The organism is Streptomyces sp. CMB-StM0423, from assembly GCF_002847285.1.
Taxonomy (GTDB): Bacteria; Actinomycetota; Actinomycetes; order Streptomycetales; family Streptomycetaceae; genus Streptomyces.
On sequence record NZ_CP025407.1, the window covers coordinates 921,162 to 942,510 of the forward strand.

The following is a 21,349-nucleotide window of genomic DNA, read 5'->3' on the forward strand; positions in this document are numbered from 1 at the left end:
CGTGCCCGGGAGGAGTCCCGGGACCGGCGCAGTACAACTGAGCAGGCGGCGGTGACCGGACGGACACGGACCGTACCGGCCGGCTCCCTCCACCCGCACCGGCGGGGGACGAGCCGCGCCAGCCGCAGGCGTAACCGGGCATCCGGCCCGGCCGCGCCCCGACCGCGAGGAGGACCCGTGCCCACCGACTCACGAGTGTTCGCCGAAGGCAGCCGCGCCCTGCGCTACACGCTCGCCGGGATCGTGCTGCTCGCCCTCGTCTACGTCGCCGGCGTCTTCGCCTGGGGCGGGGCGGCCTGGTCCACCGCGCCCTTCCGCGGCGCGGCGGAAGCGCGCGAGCGCACCGTGGGCTCGGGCGAGTTCCGTATCTCCACCTACGAGGAGTTCTTCGACCTGTGCGCGGCGGTGCAGACGAAGGAGGACGAGATCGGCGCGCTCCGGGACGAGCTGGACACCAAGCCGTCCGAGTACCGCACCGACCAGATCACCACCTCCCTCACCGCGCTGCGCGCCGCCCGGTCCGAGCTGGTCAACGACTACAACGCCAAGTCCCGGCAGGAGCACCGCAAGGCGTTCAAGGACGCCGGGCTGCCCGCCGAGCTGAGCACCGACGCGAAGGAGACCTCGTGCGCCGCCTGATCCGTATCCTCACCGCCCTCGCCGCGACCGCCGCCCTCGCGTTCACCGCCGCGGCCTGCACGGACGACTCCTCCCAGGCCCAGGAGTCGCGGACCAAGCAGTCCGGCTACGACCGGCTCGTCCAGCGCCAGCCGGCGGACGCGATGCGGTACTCCCCGACCCGGGAGACCATCAACAAGTGGGTCGACAACTGGGAGAAGCCCGGGAAGCTGTCGTACGTCTACCTGCAGAACGCCAACGGCGAGTACGGCTACTTCGTCCTCGAAGGGCTGCCGGTCTCGTACTGCGCCATGCTCACCCCGCCGGAGGACGTCGACTCCTCCAACAGCGGCATGGTGACGAGGACGGCGCCCGGCATGGACGGCGTCTACTACTCGGGCGGCCAGTGCAGCGCGTACTACGGCTTCGACGCCACCACCGGCGCGTACATGGAGTTCACCATCGGCAGCAACCAGAGCTTCTTCCTCTACGACAAGCCGATGACCCTGCCGGAGTTCCGCGACGCGACGCCGCTCGGCCAGACCCGTATCGAGGGCGGCAAGGTCGCGCGCTAGGTGTATTGCCCGGAGAGGTTGGGGACGCGGGTGGCGGGTGGTTGGCCCTTCAGCGCGGTGTGTCCGCGGTGGTGATTGTAGGTGTGCAGCCATGTGGGGAAGGCGTCGCGTCGTTCCTGTTCTGATCGGTAGGGCTTTGCGTAGGCCCACTCGTCGAGCAGGGTGCGGTTGAGGCGTTCGACCTTGCCGTTGGTCTGTGGCCGGTAGGGCCGGGTTCGCTTGTGAGTGATCCCTGCGTCGGCGAGTGCATCGCGCCAGGTGTGCGACTTGTAGCAGGCGCCGTTGTCGGTCAGTACGCGCTCGACGGTGATGCCGCAGTCGGTGAAGAAGGCGTGGGCGCGGGTCCAGAAGGCGGTGGCGGTCTCCTTCTTCTCGTCGGTGTGGATTTCGCTGTAGGCGAGGCGGGAGTGGTCGTCGACGGCGGTGTGGAGGTAGCTGTAGCCGGCGTTCTTGCGGGTCTTGCGGCCGGCTTGCCGGCCCAGGACCTTGTGGCCGCCGCCGTCGGGGATGTTGCCGAGCTTCTTGATGTCGACGTGCACCAGTTCGCCGGGGCGGTCGCGTTCGTAGCGGCGGATGACGCGGCCGGTGGCCCGGTCCAGGTGGGTCAGGCGGGCCAGGCGGTAGCGGGTCAGTACGCGGTGCACGGTCGAGGGGATCAGACCGAGCAGGTGGGCGATGCGGGCTGGTCCCCAGCGGCGCAGGACGCGGACCTTGATGATCCGGCGCTCGGTGCGGGTCGGGGTCCGGCGCGGGCAGCGGCGGGGGCGGCTGGAGCGGTCGGCCATGCCCGCCTCACCACACGCGCGGTAGCGGTCGGCCCACCGCTGTGCGGTGGTCGGCGATACCTGGAAGCGCTCGGCAGCACGGCGCAGGGGCCAGCCGTCCTCGACCACGCAGCGGGCCAGACGCAGCCGGCCAGTCTCGGTCAGGGGTGCATTACGGTGTGGCATGAGGGTCTTTCTGTTGGTGTAGATGTCGCAATCCACACCGAACAGGAAGGCCCTCACCTCTTCAAGATCCCACAGCCGAGACCTCGCCCACCCGTCCACAACCTCCCCGGACAGAACACCTAGGGCCGATCGGGTCCTCGACGCGGACGGGCCCGCCGGGGCACCATGTGCCGTGCGTCCGGCGGAGAGCGGCCGGAGCCCGGGCGACGGGGGGAACGGCGTATGAGCCGGGACGGGTTACCGCGGACGTACCGGATCAGCGCGGCCCAGGCCGGGGCGATGATCACGGCCGTGAGTCTCGCGTCGGTCGTCGGCATCATTCCCGTGCTGCTCGTCAAGGACATCCCCTGGCAGATCCGCGTGGCCGCCGGCGGGGCCATCCTGCTGCTCGTGGTCTTCCTCGTCCGCGGCGCCCTGCGCTGCGCGACCACCGCCGACGAGGAAGGGATCAGGGTCCGCGGGGTCGTCCGGCAGCGCTCCCTGGGCTGGGCGGACATCCAGGACCTGCGGGTCGAGCCCAACCCCGGCGCCGGCATGCAGAACCACGCGCCGCAGGTGCTCACCTACGCGTACGGGCCGGACGGCAGCAGGCTGCAACTGCCGTACCTCGACGACCGCCACGTCGACGTCGACCGCGAGGTCGCCGCGCTGCGCGCACACTGGGAGCGGCTGCGCGGGGCAGGCTGGGCGCACAGTCCGGCGGCCGCCGCACGTATCGACCGGCACGCAGCACGGCAGATCGCGATGATGGCGGGCTTCGCCTGGACCTGCCTGTCGTTCATCCCGCTGGTCGTACTGATGCTGCTGCCGCTGTTCGTGAGCCTGCCCGGCACCCTGGAGACGGTCCTCGCGCCGTACACCGTCATGGGCGCCGGGCTGCCGCTGGTGTTCGCGGTGACCTCGGTGCTCTCCTACCGCCGGCAGCTTCGCGCGCTCAACGAGGCGCGCTGACACCGCCGTTGGCGCCCCACCCCGCCCCGGTGCGCCACCCCGACGAGTGAACCCCGAAGTCCCACCTCACGCAGGGTCTGCGGTACAACTACGTAGAGCTACATATGCTCATCATCCCGTGAGGAGCCCCATGACATCGCCCTGCGACCCCAGGTACGCGTCCGCCGGCGATGTGGGCGCCGCGCTCATGCTGATCGACTCCCAGCTCAAGGGCATCCGCGACGGCAGAACCGGGACGGACGCCGAGCAGCGGGCGCTGGTCGGGCAGCTCACCGGCGGCATGGGCCCGCAGGGCGTCGACGACGTGCTGGACGGCACGTGCACGCTCATCTTCATGTTCATGAAGTGGCTGCGGATGGCCCACGAGGCGCAGCAGAAGGACGTCGTGGAGTACGTGGTGCCCAACCTCGTGGCGTCGCTGCGCATGATGCCCGCGAGCATCCGCGCCGAGACGATCCCGACCATGGCGGGGCTGCTCGTCGCCGCGGGCACGGGGCTCAGCCCCAGCCTGTGGCGGCGGCAGTTCGGCGACTGGTCGCGGGACGAGATGAACCCCCTGGAGGCGACCGCCCTGCTGCTCGCCGAGTACATCAACCGCCTCACCGACGACCCCGACTTCGCCACCCGCATGATCAGCGAGACCTTCGCGGACACCGGCGACCGCTGACCGCCCCGCCTCCTCACCCCACCTCGCCGCAGAGGTCGCCGAAGTCTCCGCCTCCTGCCCGAACAGCGGCAGCGCCCACCCGCCGCGCTCGAACCCGTCCCTGCGGTCCTCGTCCGCCCGGCCGAGCCCCTGCATCACTCCGTCGACGGAGACGTTGGTGACGCTCGTCAGCTTCATCATCGTTCCCTTCTCCGGACGCCCCGGCGGGCGCCCTCTCGCCTCTCCCACGAACGCCGCCGCCCGGATCCGGCACCGATCCCGTCGTGACTTGCCGAACAGCGACGCTACCGCCGCGACGCGCACATCTCGCGCAGCTGCGAGCGCGGGCCGTCACCGGGCCCGCGGTCCGCCGATCAGGCCCGGGAGGCCGCCGCCGCGCCGGAAAGCCCTGCGTGGACACGACCGGTGTACCTTCGTAAAGAGGCTCACAGCTCACAACAGGGCGGTGGCCACGGGGGGTTGGTGAACACGTATGGGGAATCGCCCGACGGACTGGCATGTCCTGGATCTGGATGACGATCCCACGCCGGGGGATCCGGAGCGGGTCAAGCAGTTGGCGCGTGAGCTGCACGATTTCGCCGATGACGTGGCGGATGCGTTGCGGCAGATCAAGGGCATGGCCGGTGAGGATGCGCTGCTGCGGTGGGCGGGGAAGACGGCGAAGGCGTTCCAGGACGAGTTCGAGGAGGTCCCCAAGAACCTGAAGAAGCTTCAGCGGTCGTACGACCTGGCGGGTGATGCGCTCGCGGCGTACTGGCCGAAGCTGGAGCGGGCCCAGTCGCTGGCGGACAAGGCGCTGGCCAAGGGCCGGGAGGCGCAGAGTGATCTGAGCGCCGCCAGCGGGCGCCTTGATTCGGCGAACTCCTGGGTGGACCGGGCGACGAAGAAGACCGACGAGTACGACGAGAAGGAGGGCAAGGAGAAGCCCGACGAGTCCGAGGTACGCGCCGCCACCCGCAACGCCACCGACGCCAAGTCCGCCCGCGCCAGCGCGCAGAGCGCCGTCGACAACGCGCAAGGCGGCCTCGAAGCGGCCAAGAAGATGGCCGCCGACGCCAAGAAGATGCGTGAGGATGCCGCGTCCGAGGCGAAGGACAAGCTGGAGGACGCCTCCGACGCCGGGATCCAGAACCGCAAGTGGTGGGAGAAGGCGGTCGACTGGGTCAAGGACAACTGGGACACCATCGTCACCGTCTGCAAGGTCATCGTCGCCGTCCTCGGCATCGTCGTCCTCATCATCGGCGGACCCCTCGCCTGGGTCGTCCTCGCCGCCGCCCTCGTCGTCCTCGCCGACACGCTCTACAAGTACATGAACGGCGAAGCCTCCCTCTGGGACGTCGCCTTCGCCGCCCTCGACTGCATCCCCGGCATGAAGGGCCTCACCACCCTCGGCGGACTGGCCAAGGGCCTGAAGGGCGGGCTGAACGCCCTCAAGGGTCTGAAGTCCATGAAGTCCGCCGTCCTGGGGCTGGCCAAGCGCGGCGGTGACCTGCTCGCGAGCGGGGCCAAGGGCGCCTACAACCGCCTCAAGAACGTCATCCGCGGCTGCGGCGACCCGGTGGACATGGCGACGGGAAAGATGTTCCTGACGCAGACCGACGTCGAACTGCCGGGTGCGCTGCCGCTGGTGTTCACCCGCCGGGCGGAGTCGGGTTACCTGGCCGGCCGCTGGTTCGGCCCCACCTGGACCTCCACCGCCGACCAGCGGGTGGAGGTCGAGGACGACGGCGTGGTCCTCGTCTCGGAGGACGGGCTGCTGCTGAAGTACCCGCATCCCGCCGGTACGGACGAGGACGTCCTGCCCGAGGAGGGACCCCGCTGGCCCCTGCGGCGCCTGGAGGACGGCCGCTACCGCGTCACCGACCCCGTCAGCGGCATCACCCGCCGCTTCGCGCCGCCCGCGGACGACGACGTCCTCGGCGCCGGCGTCGCCCGTATCGAGCAGGTGTCGGACCGGGACGGCCACACCCTCGACTTCGGCTACGACGAGGGCGGCGCCCTGGCCGGCATCCGGCACTCCGGCGGCTACCACCTCAAGGTCACCACGGCCGGGGAACGCATCACCGCCCTGGCCCTCGCCGGCGCCGCCGACGACGGCACCGACGTCACCCTCAAGAGCTTCGCCTACGACGAGGACGGCAGCCTGACCGAGGACGTCAACTCCTCCGGTCTCCCGCTGCGCTTCACCTACGACGAGCGGCTGCGCATCACCTCGTGGACGGACCGCAACAGCCGCCGCTACACGTATACGTACGACGAGCACGACCGCTGCGTCGCGCAGCGCGGCGAGTCCGGCGTCCTCGCCCTCGTCCTCGCGTACGACGGCACCGACCCCGCGTGGCCGGGCGCGCGCATCACCACTCTGACCACCCCGGAGGGCGCCGCCACCCGCTTCGTGATCAACGAGAACACCCAGGTCGTCGCCGAGATCAACGCGCTCGGGGCGGTCTCCCGCACCGCGTACGACGCGCATCACCACGTCGTTTCCGAGACGGACCCCCTCGGCCACACCACCCGCTACACCAACAACCCGGCCGGCCAGCCGACCCGGGTGGTCCACCCGGACGGCACCGAGTCGGAGCTGACGTACTCCGGCCTCGGCAGGCTCACCTCACTCCGGCTCTCCGACGGCGCAAGCTGGTTCTGGGAGTACGACTCCCGGGGCCACGTCGTGTCGGTCACCGACCCCGCCGGGTCCTTCACGCGCTACGCGTACGACGAGTTCGGCCATCTCGCCGGGATCACCGATCCGCTGGGCCAGGCGACGCACGTGAAGTGCGACGCCGCGGGGCTGCCCCTGACCATAGCCACCTCCGCCGGCCGGCGCATCGTCCGCCGTCACGATGCGTTCGGCCGGGTGGCCGAGGTGACGGACCAGCACGGCGGGCTCACCCGGCTGCGCTGGACGGTGGAGGGCAGACTCGCCGCCCGCACCGGGCCCGACGGTGCTCGGGAGACCTGGGAGTACGACGGCGAGGGCAACTGCGTCGGCCACCGCGACGCGCAGGACGGTGCCACCCGCTACGAGTACACCCACTTCGACCTCCTCGCCGCGCGCACCAACCCCGACGGGGCGACGTACCGCTACGCCTACGACCCGCTGCTGCGGCTGACCGCCGTGGCCGACCCCGAGGGCCGGGAGTGGACGTACGAGTACGATCCGGCCGGAAACCTCACCGCCGAGACCGACTTCCACGGCGTCCGCATCGGCTACGGCCACGACGCCGCGGGCCGGATGTCCTCGCGGACCAACCCGCTCGGCCAGACCGTGGAGTTCGAGCGGGACTGGACCGGCCAGATCGTGGCCAAGCTCGTCGACGGCGCGGCCACGACGTTCGCGCACGACCCGCTCGGCAGGCTGCTGCGCGCCACCGCCCCCGGCTGCGACCTGCGGCGCACCCATGACGTCCTCGGCCGGCTGACCGCCGAGACGGTCAACGGCCGCACGCTGACCCTCGCGCACGACGCGATCGGACGGCCCACGGAGCGCGTGACGCCCGGCGGCAGCCGTACCCGCTACGGCTACGACGAGACGGGGCAGCGCACCGCCGTGGACTTCGCCGGCCACGTCGTCCGCTCGGCCTTCGACGCCGCGGGCCGCGAAACGACGCGGGTGATCGACGACGGCCTCCTTCTGGACAGCGCCTGGGACGCGGCCGGCCGCCTCGCCGAGCAGCGGGTGCACACCCCCGCCGACGACGTACTGCGGCGCCGCTACGGCTACCGCGGCGACGGCCACCTCGTCCAGGTCGAGGACGACCGCGGTTCGCGCCGCTTCCGGCTCGACCCGGTGGGCCGGGTCACCGGCGTCGAGGCGGCCGACTGGCGCGAGGAGTACGCCTACGACCCCGCCGGGAACCAGACGCGGGCGTCCTGGCCCGAGCGGTGGGCGCCGGACGCCCAAGGGGCCCGTGAGCTGGACGGCGGCCGGCTCGTCGGCGCGGGCCGGGTCCGCTACACGTACGACGCCGCAGGACGTGTCACCGTACGCACCAGGACCCGGCTGTCGCGCAAGCCGGAGGTCTGGCGCTACGAGTGGGACGCCGAGGACAGGATCACCGCCGTCACCACCCCCGACGGCACCGTCTGGCGCTACCTCTACGACCCGTTCGGCCGCCGCCTCGCCAAGCGCCGGATGACGCCCGACGGCTCCGCCGTCGCCGAGGAGACCCTGTTCACCTGGGACGGGAACACCCTGGTGGAGCAGACCACGGTGACCGCGGGGCAGCCCCGTCACGCCACCTTGACCTGGGAGTACGACGGGCTGCAGCCCGTCGCGCAGGCGGAGCGGCTCACGGCGGCCGCCACCCAGGAGGAAGTCGACTCGCGCTTCTTCGCCATCGTCACCGACCTCGTCGGCGCCCCGACCGAACTGGTCGACCCGCAGGGGACGGTCGCGTGGCGGGCGCGGCGCACCCTCTGGGGCCACACGCGCTGGGCCGCCGACTCCGCCGCCTACACCCCACTGCGCTTCCCGGGCCAGTACTTCGATCCGGAGACCGGTCTCCACTACAACTGCCAGCGCTACTACGACCCGGACACGGCGCGTTACGCGAGCCCCGACCCCCTCGGGCTCACCCCGGCCCCCAACCCGTACGCCTACGTCCACAACCCCCACACGTGGTTCGACCCGCTGGGGCTCACCCCGTGCTTCATCGGCCCGCTCGACCACGTGGCCCTCGGCCGCAGTACGCGCGGCGGGCTCCAGGTGCAGGACTTCGCCGAGGTCGTACAGGCCCGGCACTTCATGGATCCGGCGTTCGCGGCCACCTGGCAGGACGAGGTGGTCAACGCGATCGCCAGGGTGGGCCGCGGCGAGGGCCGCGTCTCCTTCATGCTCGACGGCCTGCCCGCCGCGGGCGGCGGCCCTGCGCGCGCGCTGAACCGCGCGCTCAACGACGCCGGCGGCCTGCACCTGGCGGACGACGCGTTCGCCAACGGGCGCATCTTCGCGACCCAGTGGGAACTGATCCAAGTCCACAAGGCCGGTCTGATGGATAAGGTCGACTTCTACCGCTGGGACAGGAAATTCGACGAATGGAGGCCCGTGACGTGACGACCGAACGGCGGGAAGAAGCGGAGCCCGAGTTCCGGGACGAGCGTCACTTCGGGCTGCTGGTCTACCGGCCCGCCTCCGCGGCCGCGGTCTTCCGCGGCACTCCGCCGCTGGAAGACCTCGACGTGGACGACACCCTCGTCGTACGGGACATCCTCTTCTCCGACCTGTGGCGGATCTCCAGTTGGAACGACCTCGGTCCCGTGCATCTGCGCCGGGCCGCGCCGCCGGAGCGGGCGGAACTGGAGGGCAGGCTCGGGGAGATCCGGGCGGGACACGAGATCTACCTGCTGGAGGCCGGGTCGGTGGAGACATACGTCATCGCGGGCGGTGTCACCTGGGCCGACTACGAGCTGGAGTCGCCCCTCCGGGACAGCCCGCTGCTCGAACGGGCCGCGGACCGGCGGCCCCCGGTCGACGGAGTCATCCGGTACGGCCGCTGACGACCCGGCCTACCGCCTCGGGGGCCGGGACGGCCACCAGGTCTTCTCGCCGAGGAGGGTGACCGCGGCCGGGATCAGCAGGGAGCGGACGAGGAAGGTGTCGATCAGGACGCCGATCGCCACCGCTATGCCGACCTCGGCGACCGTCACGTCCGGGATCTGGCCCAGGGCGGCGAACGTGCCGGCCAGGACCAGGCCCGCCGCGGTGATGACGCCGCCGGTGGCCGTGAGGCCGCGGTGGACGGCCTCGCGGGTGGGGGCGTGGCGGCGTTCCTCGCGGACGCGCTCCATCAGGAAGATCGTGTAGTCGACGCCCAGGGCGACCAGGAACACGAAGATGTAGACGAACAGGTCCGCGGCCACGCCGCCGAAGCCCATCACGTGGTCAAAGACCAGCGTCGCCAGCCCCAGGGAGGCGGCGAACGACAGGACGTTCGCGGCCATCAGCACCAGCGGGGCGACCAGGGAACGCAGCAGCAGGGTGAGGATGGCGGCGACGGCAAGGAGCACGAGCGGGACGATGCGCCGGGTGTCGTCGAGCGCCGCGCTGCGGTAGTCGAGCTGGACGGCGGGGGTGCCGCCGACGAGGGCGCCGTCGGTGACGCGGGCGAGGTCGGCGCGGAGTCGGCGGATGGTGTCGCGGGCGGCGTCGCCGTACGGGTCGACGTCCAGCTCCACGCGCACGGTGGGCCGCCCGGCGACCGGATCACCGCGTTCTGCGGCGGCGACCCCGGGCAGGGCGGCGGCGGTGCGTTCGGCGGCGCGGAGGGTGCGCGGCGCGGCGTCGGCGGGCAGGACGACGGTCAGGGGTGCGGAGACCCCGTCGGGGAAGTGGCCGGTGAGCACCCGCTGCCCGGCGGCGGACTCGGCGGACGGCGGCACCTTGTCCAGCGGGTCGGCGGAGGTGTGCAGCCCGGTCAGCCCGACCGCGCCTGCGGCCAGGGCCAGGGTGGTCAGGACCGCGTAGCGCAGGGGCCGTCGGACGACACGGCTGCCGAGCGCGCTCCACATGCGGTGGCTGTCCGCGCCGCGCGGCTTCCCGGGGTACGGGCTGCGCGGCCACAGCAGCCAGCGGCCCGCGCACACCAGCAGCGCCGGCAGCAGCGTGAGCATGGCGAGCAGCGCGACCGCGATGCCGGACGCGGCCACCGGGCCGAGGCCGCGCAGCCCGGCGAGGTCGGCGACCAGCAGGCACAGCAGTCCCGCGACGACGGTGCCGGCGCTGGCGACGATGGCGGGGGTGGTGCGGCGCAGCGCCTCGGCCATGGCCTCGTGCCGGTCGGGGTGGCGGGCGAGTTCCTCGCGGTAGCGGGCCAGGAGGAGCAGCGCGTAGTCGGTGGCGGCCCCGAAGACCAGGACGATGAGGATGGCGGACGACAGGTCGGTGACCGACAGGCCGGCCCTGGCGAGCCCGTACGCCGCCCCGCGGGCGGTCAGCACGGCGGCCAGCGCGGCGAGCAGCGGCACGAGCCACAGCACCGGGCTGCGGTAGGTGAGCAGCAGCAGGACCGCCACGATCACCATGGAGGTGAGCATCAGCGCCGCGTCCACGTCGCCCCCGCTGTTGTCGACGCCGAGGGCGGCCTCGCCGGCGACCTGGACGCGCAGGCCGGAGCCGCCGACGCCGTCGAGCGCGGTCCGCAGCGCCGCCACGCCGTTCTCCAGCCGCTCGTCGTCGGCGTGTCCGGGCTGGATGCGTACGGGGACGAGCGCGGCCCGGCCGTCGTCGGAGACCACCGGCGCGCCGGGCTGCCCGACGCCCGGGGCGTCGACGGCGGCCAGCGCCGTGCGGCCGGCGGTGACGGCCGCACGGTCGGCGTCGGTGAGCGGTCCCTGCTCGCGGCTGAAGACGACGAGGGCGGTCTCGGCCCGCGGGTGGCCGGCATCGGGTTCGGTCAACTCGGCGACGACGCTGGACTCGTAGCCGCCGGGCAGGTACGCGGCGGCGTCGTCGCGCTGGACGTCGCCGAGCCCGGCGGCCAGGACGGTGCCGGCGGCGGCCAGCGCCAGCCACACGAGCACCACCAGCCACTTCGTCCGCCGCAGTGTCCGGCCCAGGCGGGTGGGACCTGGAGGCGGCCCGGGGTGCGGACCCGGGGGCGGGGCGGGGTCGTTCGGGATCTTCGCGTTCGCTGCCATGAGGCCATTGAGCGCGAGGCGGGCCCGCGCGGGCATCGCCGCCGCGAGCGCATCGCCCGGCGCCCGTCTCACTCTCAGGGACCAGTCGCCGCCGCCGCGGATCGCTCCCGCGGACGGCGCCGGACGGCGTTCCGTCCCCGTACGCTCGGCACGATGACCGCGACGCCCGGCACCCCCGCCCTGCTCACCGCCGCCCGCCCGGGGTCGGTGGCGGCGCTGGAGATCGCCGTGGTGGCGGCGGCGCTGGCGCCGGCGTTCCTCGACCAGGCCACCACCGACAGCTCCGCCGCAGGCTGGCTCGCCCTCGCCGGCTACGGCCTCGCCGCCGCCCTGGGCCTCGCCGTACGCAGGCGCCACCCGCTGGCAGCGCTGGCCGCCGTGCTGGTCGCGCTGGTCGTCACCGAGCTGGCCTGCGCGTGGGCCGAGGTGGGCCTGACGCCGCTGGCCGTCCTGCCGCTGGCGTTCGCGCTGTATGCGGCCGGGGCCCACGCGCCGCCCCGGCACTCCGCGCTCGCCCTGTCCTGCGGCGCGGCACTCGTCGCCGTCGCCGTGGTGGTCAACCACGCCACGGCGGCCGACGACTGGCGCGGCGGCTCCGACGTGCTGGCCGTGCTCGCGCCGCTGCCCGCCGCCTGGGCGCTGGGGCTGGCCGCGCGCGGCCGGCGCGAGGAACTGGCCGCCGCCGAGCGGCGCGCGGCGGACGCCCAGCGCGCGCAGGCGCTGCGCGCGGAGCGGGCGGCGGCGGCCGAGCGGGTGCGGATCGCCCGCGACATGCACGACGTCGCGGCCCACTCCCTCACGCTGCTGGTGCTGCACGCCGAGACGCTGCGGGCGCGCTCCGGCGAACTGCCGGACTGGGCGCGCGAGGGCATCGACGCCGTCGCGAGCGCGGGCCGGCAGGCGACCACGGAGATGCGCGACATGCTGGGCGTCCTGCGCGACCAGACCGGCGAGGCCGCCCCGCGCAGCCCGGCGCCCCAACTCGCCGACGTGCCGCGCCTGGTCGCGGCCGCCGAGCGGGCGGGTGGCCGGGTGCGCCTGGAGATGGGCGAGCCGGCCGCCGCGCTGCCGCGCCCCGTGCAGCTCGCGGCGTACCGGCTGGTCCAGGAGTCGCTGGCCAACGCCCGCCGCCACGCGCCGGGGGCGGAGGTCGAGATCCGGGTCGGCGCCGACGCGCGCGGCACCCGGGTCCGGGTCGACTGCGGCCCGCCGCCGCCCGGCCACGTCCCCTCCCCCGGCAGCGGCGTGGGGCTCACCGGGCTGCGCGAGCGCATCGCGGCGCTCGGCGGCGACCTCACCGCGGGCCCGGCGCCGGACGGCCGCTTCGCCGTCACGGCCACGATCCCGGCGGATTCTTCGGTGGCATCCTCGCCGGTCTCCCCGTCGACGTCCCCGAAGGGAGGGCCCGTCGGTGCCGAACGCTGACCCCGGGGCCGCCGCCGTCCGCGTCGTCATCGCCGACGACGAGCGCGTCGTACGCGACGGGCTGCGCCTGATGCTCGAAACCCGCCCCGGCTTCACCGTCGTCGGCACCGCGGGCGACGGCGACCACGCCCTGCGGCTGGCCCGCGATCTCGCGCCCGACGTCCTCATGCTCGACGTGCGCATGCCGGGCCACGACGGGCTGTGGGTGCTGGCCCGGCTGGCGGAGGGCGGGCTTCTGGACCGTACGAGGGTGCTGATGCTCACGACCTTCGACATGGACGAGTACGTGGACGAGGCCCTCACCGGCGGCGCCGGCGGCTTCCTGCTCAAGAGCGCGTCGTACGAACAGATCACCGCCGCCGTCGAGGCCACGGCCGCCGGCGACGGCGCGCTGAGCCCCAGCGTCGCCCGCCGCCTCATCCGCAGCTACGCCGCCGGCCGCCGCACCCGGCGTACGGGACTGGACCGCGTCGCCGGTCTCACCCCGCGGGAGCGCGACGTACTCACCCTGATCGGCGAGGGGTTGAGCAACGCGGAGATCGCGGCCCGCCTGGTCGTCTCGGAGCACACGGTGAAGAGCCACGTCAGCCGCCTCCTCGCCAAGACCGGCTGCCGCGACCGCGCCCAGGCGGCCCTCCTCGCCCGCCGCGTCGACTGACGCGGACCGGGCGGGCGTTCGCCCGCGCCGTTCAGTCCGCGCGGCGGAAGCGGTACACCGCGTCGCCGGGGGCGCCGGTCGGGGTTGCCCGGAGGGTGTCGCCGTCGACCCGGACGTCCAGGCTCACCGGCACGTTGACAGTGATACACGAGTCGGAGCCGGCGAAGGCGATCCGGAAGCGGTCGTCGCCGGTGGCCTCCACGGTGGCCCCGCCGCACAGGCTCGAAGGCGGCGTACCGAGCGTGGCCTTGCCGCCGTCGACGCTGATCGTCGCGTTGTCCGCGAAGTGCGCGAAGCCCGCGGGCTGCGCGCCGTCGGCCGCCCACTCACCGGTGACCGGGTCGAGTTCATCGGACCCGGAGCATCCGGCCAGCAGAGCGATCGGAACGGCACAGCACGCAAGCAGTCGGCGCATCGGAAACCCCCCACAAGGTCACGGCCACTCTACGCGGAGTCATCGCTCCCGCGGCACGCGGATCAGCGTCTGCTGGCCGTTGGCGACGAGCTTGCGTACGCCGTCGGCACGGTGCCCGAAGACCTCAAGACCGCACACCGTCAGGGTGCGCCCGGACTTCAGCACCGTGCCCACCGCCTCCAGGTGTTCGCCCACCGCGGGCGCCAGGAGGTTGATCTTGTACTCGACGGTGAGGACGTCTGCGTCCTCGGGGAAGAGCGTGTACCCGGCGTACCCGCCCGCGCTGTCCGCGATCGCGCTCGTGGCGCCCGCGTGGAAGTAGCCGTGCTGCTGGGTGACTTCGGGCCTGGCCGGCAGCACGATGTGCACGCGGCCCGGCGCGACCAGGGAGATCCGGGCGCCGAGATGGCGCATCAGGCCCTGCCGGTCGAAGCTCTCCCGCACCCGCTCCCGCACCTTCGGGCTCGCTTCCCCTGACTGCGACTCGTCCTCCACGGATCTCCTCCCGAAGCGGCGCGGCGCGGCCGCCGGCGCTGCGCCGACGGCCCCGAGTGGTGCGCAGCGTATCGACGCCGCCCCTTGTCAGATGCCATTCCCACGTGAGAATCCACAGAGACACTTTCCTCACAGACCGCAGGAGCGCCGTATGACCTCTTCGCACCGTCTGTCCCGCCGCCACCTCATCGGCGCCTCCGCCGCCGTCGGCGCCGCCTCGGCCCTCGGGCTGCCGGCCGCAGCCCGGGCCGCCGGAACGGCCGCAGCCCCCGGCGGGGTGGTGCCCATCGACTGGGCCCGGCTCGGCTCGTACGGCGCCAACGACGCCGCCGGACGTCGGGTCAAGGCGATCCTGGCGGGCAGCGCGCGCTATCTCATCGGCCCCTGGTACGCCGGGACTTACCGCTCGTACCTCCCCGACGGCTACATCGACCTCCGCGGCACCGACGAGCGTGCCATCCGCCTGCCCGCCATGGCCGCCGTCGCCGCCACCACCGCCCTGGTCACCGGCGTCTACGACCCGCGCACCCTCTCCGCCGCCAACGCCACCATCCGCACCCGCAACCTCATCCGCACCATCGCGGCCCGCCACCTGGCCAACAACACCAATCCCGCCACCCGCTGGGGCAACACCTGGCAGAGCGCCCTGTGGGCGTACTACACCGCCCTCGCCGGCTGGCTCTTCTGGGACGAGCTGGACGACCGGGAGCGCGGCCACCTCGCCGCGATGACGGCCTGGGAGGCGGACCGGCTCACCACCGGCAACGACGTCTACCTCATCGGTACCTCCGGCGAACAGCTCTACGAGAAGCGCCGCGACGGCACCGCCGTCACCCCCGGCGACAGCAAGGCGGAGGAGGACAACTGGAGCGCCGCCGTCCTCTCGCTGGCCGAGGCCATGATGCCCGGTCACCCGCGCGCCCCCGTCTGGGCCCGGCGCAACGTCGAACTCCTGCTGGCGGCCGCCGCCTGCCCCGCGGACCTCACCGGCGGTGAGACGATCAACGGCATCGAGCTGTCCACCTGGCTGCGGGGCACGAACATCGCCGACGACGGCACCCTGGACAACCACCACATCCTGCACCCGCTCTACATGGTCGCGTTCGACCAGAGCCTCTACGAGGGCTTCGTCTACGGCCTCGCGGGCCGCGCCGCACCGCGCGCCGCCCTGCACAACATCACCCGCGTCTACTCCGCCCTCGTCGACCTGCCCTTCCAGGCCCCCGACGGCACCATGAAGACCATCTACCAGCCGCGCAGCGGCGAGATCTACTACCCCGAGGGCAACGACTGGGGCACCCACTTCCCCTTCTACTTCGGCAACTTCGACCTGCTGGTCTCCCTCACCGCCCAGGACACCGGCATCGACCCGGCCGCCGCCTCCTGGGAGCGCCACCACAACGAGGAGCAGCTCGCCATGATGGCCCGGTTCGACGACGGCCGCACGTACGGGGCGTCCGGCGAGAACACGTACTACGGCCGCGAACACCGCATCGGCGCGATGGCGGGCCAGGCGTTCCTGACCCTCCACCTCGCCAGAAAGGACAAGCTCCGCTTCACGTAGCTCGGGCGCTGCGGGGGTCTGAACGGGCCCCCGCAGGCCCATACATCGGAGCTATCACCCACACCTCGCCGCTACACAGCGAAACTTACCGATGCGCTGCCCATTGACATCCGATGTATCCGTTCCTACCTTCCGGGTCATCCGATGAATTGGAGCTGCGATGCACACCCCTCGCCCCCGCACCACGCGGAGAGTCGCCGCACTGCCCCTGCTCGTCGCCGCCGCACTCGCCGCCGCAGCGCTGCCCGCCGGCGCGGCAGCCACACCCGCCGCAGCCGCACCCGCCGCAGCGCCGCCCGCCAGCGGGTCCGGGACCGATCACGCCGTGGACGACCCCTTCACGTCCGAGCGGACGAGCTGGTTCCGGCAGGACCGGTTCGGGATGTTCATCCACTTCGGCGCGTACTCCAACCTGGAGGGCGAGTACACCCGCCCCGACGGCACCGTCTGCCGCGACGCCGAGTGGATCAAGCGGCAGTGCAACATCCCGGACGAGGAGTACGAGAAGCAGGCCGCGACCTTCAACCCCGCCGACTTCGACGCCGAGGCCGTGGTCGGGGCGGCCAAGGACGCCGGCATGCGGTACATCGTCATCACGTCGAAGCACCACGACGGCTACGCGATGTGGCCGACGAAGGTCAACTCGTGGAACCTGCGCGACCACTCGGCGTTCGACAAGCGCCGCGACATCATGGCCGAGCTGAAGAAGGCCGCGAAGAAGGCCGGCATCAAGCTCGGCTTCTACTACTCGATCTGGGACTGGCACGACCCGGACTTCGCCGATCCGGCGACCTTCCCGCAGTACGAGAAGCGCATGTACGCCCAGCTCAAGGAGCTGGTCGACAATTACGACCCGGCGCTGCTGTGGTTCGACGGCGAGTGGGCGACGGACCGGCCGCACAACCCCTGGACCGCGCAGGACGGCGAGCGGCTGGAGACGTACCTGCGCGGGCTCGACCCCGACCTCGTCGTCAACAACCGGGTCGGCAAGCGCCGGGTGACCGACGGCGACTACGGCACCCCCGAGCAGGAGATCCCCGGCGCACCGGTCGACGGGCAGCTCTGGGAGTCCTGCATGACCCTCAACGGCCACTGGGGGTACGCGCGTTACGACGAGAACTGGAAGTCCAGCGCCTCGCTCGTACGCAACCTGCTCTCCACCGCCTCCCGCAGCGGCAACTACCTCCTCAACGTCGGCCCCGACGCCCGCGGCCGCGTCCCGGAGCCCTCGGTGCAGCGGCTCGGCGAGATGGGCGACTGGCTGCGTACCGCGGGCCAGGGCAACGCGGTCTACGGCGCCGGGTTCGGCGGGCTGGTCGAGCAGCCCGACTGGGGCTTCGTCAGCCGCAAGGGCGACAAGCTCTACGCGGCCGTCACCACGTGGCCCGCCGCCGGCGGCTCCCTGCACCTCAAGGCCCGTACGGACATCGAGGTGACCGGGGCCCGCGTGCTCGGCTCCGACCAGCAGGTCACCGTCACCGAGGCCGGCGACGGCTACGACCTCACCCCCGCCGGCAGCGCCACCAACGACGCCGCCACCGTCATCGAACTGACCGCCGACCCCGGCCCGACGGCCGCACCGGGCGGCGGCACCGGCCTGAAGCAGGAGGTCTACGACAACCCCGCGCTGACCGGCACGCCGAAGGTCACCCGCACGGACGCGGACATCAACCACTCCTGGAAGTACACCGGTTCACCGGCGAAGAACATCCCGGCCGACGGCTTCAGCGTCCGCTGGACCGGCAGCGTCGAACCGCGCCGCTCCGAGACGTACACCCTGACCACGGTCTCGGACGACAACGTGCGCGTCTGGCTGGACGGCAAGCTGGTCATCGACAACTGGACGCCGCACAACACCAGCGTCGACAAGGCCCAGGTCGACCTTGAGGCGGGCACCCGCCACTCCCTCAAGGTCGAGTACGCGGAGCAGACGGGCGACGCCCACATGAAGCTCCTCTGGTCCAGCCCGGGCCAGGACCAGCAGATCATCCCCCAACAACAGCTCTACCCGAACTGACCACCACCACCCCCGGGGACGCCCCGCCGGGACCACCGGCGGGGCGTCCTGCGTCCTTGCCGTCCACGGGTTCGGCAAGCTCCGCCCGGCCTCGCCCCGGCGCGCGGCACCGGGTCAGGCAACCGGCCCGGGAACTTCACGGCTTCGCCGATGACGTGGCGGATGCGTTGCGGCAGATCAAGGGCATGGCCGGTGAGGATGCGCTTCTCCGCCGGGCGGGGAAGACCGGCTCACCTACCTGCTGCGAGACGGCGTCCCGTAAGATGGTCGGAGGGGTGACATGCAGATCGAACTCGGCGATGACGAGGCGCTGGTTCTCTCCGACTGGCTCGACCGGATGATGCACCGCCGGGACTTCAAGGCCGTCGTCGACGACCGCGCGGTCTGGTCGGCGCTGCTCACGGTCAGCGGTTCCCTGGAGACCCGGCTGCCGCAGATCTTCAGCCCCTCGTACCAGGAAGACCTCGACGCCGCCCGCGCCCGGCTCGTCGCGGGGCTGGGCGACTTCGGGGCGGACGACGGGGCCTGAGCGCGCCCCGGCCCTACGCCCCGGCCAGGTCGAGGGCGATGTCGGTGATCATGTCCTCCTGGCCCCCGACCATCCCCCTGCGGCCTACCTCCACCAGGATCGTGCGGGTGTCCAGGCCGTAGCGGGCCGCCGCCGACTCCGCATGGCGGAGGAAGCTGGAGTAGACGCCCGCGTAGCCCAGGGTCAGGGTTTCGCGGTCGACGCGGACCTCGCGGTCCTGGAGCGGGCGGACCACGTCGTCGGCGGCGTCCATCAGGGGGAACAGGTCGCAGCCGTGCTGCCAGCCCATCAGGTCCGCGACCGCGACGAACGCCTCCAGCGGGCAGTTGCCCGCGCCCGCCCCCTGGCCGGCCAGGGAGGCGTCGACGCGGACGGCGCCGCTCTCGACGGCGACGACGGTGTTGGCCACGCCGAGGGCCAGGTTGTGGTGGGCGTGGATGCCGAGTTCCGTGGCGGGGTCGAGGGCGTCGCGGTACGCGCGGAAGCGGGCGCGGACGCCGTCCATCGTCAGCCGGCCACCGGAGTCGGTGACGTAGACGCAGTGGGCGCCGTAGGACTCCATCAGCTTCGCCTGGCGGGCGAGTTCCCCCGGTTCCGCCATGTGGGACATCATCAGGAAGCCGGCCACGTCCATGCCCAGGTCGCGGGCCGCCGAGATGTGCTGGGCGGAGATGTCCGCCTCGGTGCAGTGGGTGGCGACGCGCACCGAGCGGATGCCGAGGCGGTGGGCGAGCCTCAGGTCGGCCAGGGTGCCGATGCCGGGCAGCAGCAGGGTGGTGGGGACGGCGGTGCGGGCGGCGTCGGTGACGGCCTCGATCCACTCCCAGTCGGTGTGGGCCCCGATGCCGTACGTGATGCTGGAGCCGGACAGGCCGTCGCCGTGGGCGATCTCGATCGCGCCGACACCCGCGGCGTCCAGCGCGGCGGCGATGGTACGGGCCTGCTCGGCGGTGTAGCGGTGCCGCAGGGCGTGCATGCCGTCCCGCAGGGTCACGTCCTGGACGTACAGCGGGGCGGCGGCGGGGGTGTCGGTCACGGGGTGCTCACCTTCGCGGTTCGGTCGGTGGCCATCCGCTCCGCGGTGCGCAGCGCGGCGGAGGTCATGATGTCGAGGTTCCCGGCGTACGACGGCAGGTAGTGGGCGGCGCCCTCGACCTCCAGGAAGACCGAGACCCGCACGGCGCCGCCGGGCTCCGGCGCGAGGGCGCCGAGCGGGTCGTCGGCGGCGACGCGGTCGAACTGGACGCGCTGCTTGAGCCGGTAGCCCGGCACGTACGCCTGCACGGAGGCGACCATCCCGGCCACCGAGTCCGCGACCGCGTCCTCGTCGCACGGTCCTACGAGGCAGTACACGGTGTCGCGCATGATCAGCGGCGGGTCCGCCGGGTTCAGCACGATGATCGCCTTGCCCCTGGCCGCGCCCCCGACCTGCGCCAGCGCGGCGGCGGTGGTCTCGGTGAACTCGTCGATGTTGGCGCGGGTGCCGGGACCCGCGGAGCGGGAGGCGATGGAGGCGACGATCTCGGCGTAGTGCACCGGGGTGACCCGGCTGACGGCTGCGACGACCGGGACGGTGGCCTGGCCGCCGCAGGTGACCATGTTGACGTTGGGGGCGTCCAGATGGGCGTCGAGGTTCACCGGTGGTACGACGTACGGGCCGAGGGCGGCCGGCGTCAGGTCGATGACCCGGCGGCCGGCGGCCCGCAGCACCTCGTCGTGCCTGCGGTGGGCGCCCGCAGAGGTGGCGTCGAAGACGATCGCCACGTCCGCGAACTCGTCCAGCTCCAGCAGCCCGTCCACCCCGTCGTGCGTGGTGGCCACGCCGAGGCGGCGGGCGCGGGCCAGGCCGTCGGAGGCGGGGTCGATGCCCGCCATGGCGGCCATCTCCAGGCTGCCGGAGAGCCGGAGCACCTTGATCATGAGGTCCGTGCCGATGTTGCCGGAGCCGATGACGGCGACCCTCGTCCGGCCGGAGGTACCGCCGGACGTACCGCCGGATGTCCCGTCGCTCATCGCGCCTCTCCCTTCCCGAAGGTGACCCGGACCGAACCCAGTCCGGTGATACGGGCCTCGAACTCGTCGCCCGGCGCCGCCGGCACCATCGGCCCGAGCGCACCGGTCAGCACGACGTCGCCCGCGCGCAGCGGATCGCCGGCGGCGGCGAGCGTGGAGGCCAGCCAGACGGCGGCGTTGAGCGGGCCGCCGAGACAGTCGGTGCCGCGGCCCGCGGAGGTCTGCTCGCCGTCGCGGCTGAGCACCATCTCCACCGCCCGCAGGTCGACGCCGGACAGCGGGACCGGCGTGCCGCCGAGTACGAACAGCCCGCTGGAGGCGTTGTCGGCGACGGTGTCGGCGTACGTGATGTCCCAGTCGGCGATCCGGCTGTCGACGATCTCCAGCGCGGGCAGCGCGAATTCCACGGCCCGCAGCACGTCGGCGACGGTGCTCTGCTCGTACGGCAGCCCGGCGCCCAGGACGAGCGCGACCTCCGCCTCCACCTTGGGCTGGAGCAGCCTGCCGACGGGTACGGTGCCGCCGTCCGGGACCGCCATGTCGGACAGCAGCGCGCCGAAGTCGGGCCGGTCGACCCCCAGTTGCCGCTGCACGGCGGGCGACGTCAGGCCGATCTTGCGGCCGACGACGCGGCGCCCGCCGCCGAGCAGCCGCTCGGTGTTCAGCCGCTGCACCGCGTACGCCGCGGCCGTATCGGCGGCGCCGATCAGGCCGCGTACGGGCGGACAGGGGACGCCGGTTCGGGCGGCGGCGGCGAGCGCGCCGGCGGCCGCGGCCACCGCGTCGGACGGCGGGGCGCCGCCTGTGGCCCGGGAGGGAGCAGGCATGCGGGCA

At 72.9% G+C, this 21,349-nt stretch carries 18 protein-coding genes; 11 read left to right on the forward strand and 7 right to left on the reverse strand.

The window, feature by feature from the left end:
* Positions 1-177 precede the first annotated feature (177 nt).
* Positions 178-639: a hypothetical protein gene (locus CXR04_RS03820; RefSeq protein ID WP_101420488.1), complete on the forward strand. Its 462-nt coding sequence runs from the start codon at positions 178-180 to the stop codon at positions 637-639.
* Positions 627-1,193: a hypothetical protein gene (locus CXR04_RS03825; RefSeq protein WP_101420489.1), complete on the forward strand. Its 567-nt coding sequence runs from the start codon at positions 627-629 to the stop codon at positions 1,191-1,193. The genes CXR04_RS03820 and CXR04_RS03825 overlap by 13 nt, the downstream gene beginning before the upstream one ends.
* On the opposite strand, the gene CXR04_RS03830 is transcribed toward CXR04_RS03825, so the two are convergent.
* Entirely contained in the window at positions 1,190-2,143 is a 954-nt protein-coding gene (locus CXR04_RS03830; protein WP_101420045.1) for an IS481 family transposase, read from the reverse strand. The two genes, CXR04_RS03825 and CXR04_RS03830, sit on opposite strands and share 4 nt — an antisense overlap.
* A 291-nt stretch (positions 2,144-2,434) precedes the next feature.
* On the opposite strand from CXR04_RS03830, the gene CXR04_RS03835 reads away from it, so the two are divergent.
* The 4 genes from CXR04_RS03835 (at position 2,435) to CXR04_RS03855 (ending at position 9,260) form a co-directional block, all read left to right on the forward strand.
* On the forward strand, positions 2,435-3,094 hold the full coding sequence (locus CXR04_RS03835; protein WP_159072255.1) for a PH domain-containing protein: 660 nt from the start codon (positions 2,435-2,437) through the stop codon (positions 3,092-3,094).
* A 130-nt stretch (positions 3,095-3,224) separates the two neighbouring features.
* A complete protein-coding gene (locus CXR04_RS03840) occupies positions 3,225-3,761 on the forward strand; it encodes a hypothetical protein (RefSeq protein ID WP_101420491.1) in 537 nt (178 codons plus the stop codon).
* A 472-nt stretch (positions 3,762-4,233) separates the two neighbouring features.
* Positions 4,234-8,817, forward strand: a complete 4,584-nt coding sequence (locus CXR04_RS03850; RefSeq protein WP_101420492.1) for an RHS repeat-associated core domain-containing protein — start codon at positions 4,234-4,236, stop codon at positions 8,815-8,817.
* Positions 8,814-9,260, forward strand: coding sequence for a hypothetical protein (locus CXR04_RS03855; protein WP_234380044.1), 447 nt, complete (start codon positions 8,814-8,816; stop codon positions 9,258-9,260). Before CXR04_RS03850 ends, CXR04_RS03855 begins: the two co-directional genes overlap by 4 nt.
* Before the next feature lie 9 nt (positions 9,261-9,269).
* Here the strand turns inward: CXR04_RS03855 and CXR04_RS36365 are convergent, their stop codons facing one another.
* On the reverse strand, positions 9,270-11,399 hold the full coding sequence (locus CXR04_RS36365; protein WP_159072256.1) for an MMPL family transporter: 2,130 nt from the start codon (positions 11,397-11,399) through the stop codon (positions 9,270-9,272).
* A gap of 153 nt (positions 11,400-11,552) precedes the next feature.
* On the opposite strand from CXR04_RS36365, the gene CXR04_RS03865 reads away from it, so the two are divergent.
* Both CXR04_RS03865 and CXR04_RS03870 read left to right on the forward strand, forming a co-directional pair.
* Positions 11,553-12,824, forward strand: coding sequence for a sensor histidine kinase (locus CXR04_RS03865; RefSeq protein ID WP_101420495.1), 1,272 nt, complete (start codon positions 11,553-11,555; stop codon positions 12,822-12,824).
* Positions 12,811-13,482, forward strand: a complete 672-nt coding sequence (locus CXR04_RS03870; RefSeq protein WP_267898174.1) for a response regulator — start codon at positions 12,811-12,813, stop codon at positions 13,480-13,482. The genes CXR04_RS03865 and CXR04_RS03870 overlap by 14 nt, the downstream gene beginning before the upstream one ends.
* Positions 13,483-13,513: 31 nt before the next feature.
* On the opposite strand, the gene CXR04_RS03875 is transcribed toward CXR04_RS03870, so the two are convergent.
* Together CXR04_RS03875 and CXR04_RS03880 are read right to left on the reverse strand one after the other, a co-directional pair.
* Entirely contained in the window at positions 13,514-13,897 is a 384-nt protein-coding gene (locus CXR04_RS03875; protein ID WP_101420496.1) for a hypothetical protein, read from the reverse strand.
* A 39-nt stretch (positions 13,898-13,936) separates the two neighbouring features.
* Positions 13,937-14,392, reverse strand: a complete 456-nt coding sequence (locus tag CXR04_RS03880) for a PaaI family thioesterase (protein ID WP_101420497.1) — start codon at positions 14,390-14,392, stop codon at positions 13,937-13,939.
* 151 nt (positions 14,393-14,543) lie between these two features.
* On the opposite strand from CXR04_RS03880, the gene CXR04_RS03885 reads away from it, so the two are divergent.
* The 3 genes from CXR04_RS03885 (at position 14,544) to CXR04_RS03895 (ending at position 18,502) form a co-directional block, all read left to right on the forward strand.
* Positions 14,544-15,956 carry a hypothetical protein gene (locus tag CXR04_RS03885; protein ID WP_101420498.1) on the forward strand — a complete coding sequence of 471 codons (1,413 nt, stop codon included), beginning with the start codon at positions 14,544-14,546 and terminating at the stop codon, positions 15,954-15,956.
* A 160-nt stretch (positions 15,957-16,116) separates the two neighbouring features.
* Positions 16,117-17,973 (forward strand): alpha-L-fucosidase, encoded by a 1,857-nt coding sequence (locus CXR04_RS03890; RefSeq protein WP_101420499.1) that lies wholly within the window; start codon positions 16,117-16,119, stop codon positions 17,971-17,973.
* 280 nt (positions 17,974-18,253) lie between these two features.
* On the forward strand, positions 18,254-18,502 hold the full coding sequence (locus CXR04_RS03895; RefSeq protein ID WP_101420500.1) for a hypothetical protein: 249 nt from the start codon (positions 18,254-18,256) through the stop codon (positions 18,500-18,502).
* A gap of 13 nt (positions 18,503-18,515) precedes the next feature.
* Here the strand turns inward: CXR04_RS03895 and dmpG are convergent, their stop codons facing one another.
* From dmpG to CXR04_RS03910, 3 genes are read right to left on the reverse strand one after another with little or no spacing between them, the layout of a single operon-like run.
* Entirely contained in the window at positions 18,516-19,538 is a 1,023-nt protein-coding gene (gene dmpG, locus CXR04_RS03900) for a 4-hydroxy-2-oxovalerate aldolase (RefSeq protein ID WP_101420501.1), read from the reverse strand.
* A complete protein-coding gene (locus CXR04_RS03905) occupies positions 19,535-20,515 on the reverse strand; it encodes an acetaldehyde dehydrogenase (acetylating) (RefSeq protein ID WP_101420502.1) in 981 nt (326 codons plus the stop codon). The genes dmpG and CXR04_RS03905 overlap by 4 nt, the downstream gene beginning before the upstream one ends.
* The gene (locus tag CXR04_RS03910; RefSeq protein ID WP_101420503.1) at positions 20,512-21,342 is read right to left on the reverse strand and encodes a 2-keto-4-pentenoate hydratase; all 831 of its coding nucleotides are present in this window, start codon (positions 21,340-21,342) and stop codon (positions 20,512-20,514) included. Before CXR04_RS03910 ends, CXR04_RS03905 begins: the two co-directional genes overlap by 4 nt.
* Between the last annotated feature and the right edge of the window lie 7 nt (positions 21,343-21,349).

Bases quoted from the DNA above. Each gene is read 5' to 3' on its own strand.
- CXR04_RS03895 (WP_101420500.1), top strand. From the start codon at position 18,254: ATGCAGATCGAACTCGGCGATGACGAGGCGCTGGTTCTCTCCGACTGG.
- CXR04_RS03850 (WP_101420492.1), top strand. From the start codon at position 4,234: ATGGGGAATCGCCCGACGGACTGGCATGTCCTGGATCTGGATGACGAT.
- CXR04_RS03875 (WP_101420496.1), bottom strand. From the start codon at position 13,897: ATGCGCCGACTGCTTGCGTGCTGTGCCGTTCCGATCGCTCTGCTGGCC.
- CXR04_RS03890 (WP_101420499.1), top strand. From the start codon at position 16,117: ATGCACACCCCTCGCCCCCGCACCACGCGGAGAGTCGCCGCACTGCCC.
- CXR04_RS03840 (WP_101420491.1), top strand. From the start codon at position 3,225: ATGACATCGCCCTGCGACCCCAGGTACGCGTCCGCCGGCGATGTGGGC.
- CXR04_RS03865 (WP_101420495.1), top strand. From the start codon at position 11,553: ATGACCGCGACGCCCGGCACCCCCGCCCTGCTCACCGCCGCCCGCCCG.
- CXR04_RS36365 (WP_159072256.1), bottom strand. From the start codon at position 11,399: ATGGCAGCGAACGCGAAGATCCCGAACGACCCCGCCCCGCCCCCGGGT.
- CXR04_RS03910 (WP_101420503.1), bottom strand. From the start codon at position 21,342: ATGCCTGCTCCCTCCCGGGCCACAGGCGGCGCCCCGCCGTCCGACGCG.
- CXR04_RS03905 (WP_101420502.1), bottom strand. From the start codon at position 20,515: ATGAGCGACGGGACATCCGGCGGTACGTCCGGCGGTACCTCCGGCCGG.
- CXR04_RS03885 (WP_101420498.1), top strand. From the start codon at position 14,544: ATGACCTCTTCGCACCGTCTGTCCCGCCGCCACCTCATCGGCGCCTCC.
- CXR04_RS03830 (WP_101420045.1), bottom strand. From the start codon at position 2,143: ATGCCACACCGTAATGCACCCCTGACCGAGACTGGCCGGCTGCGTCTG.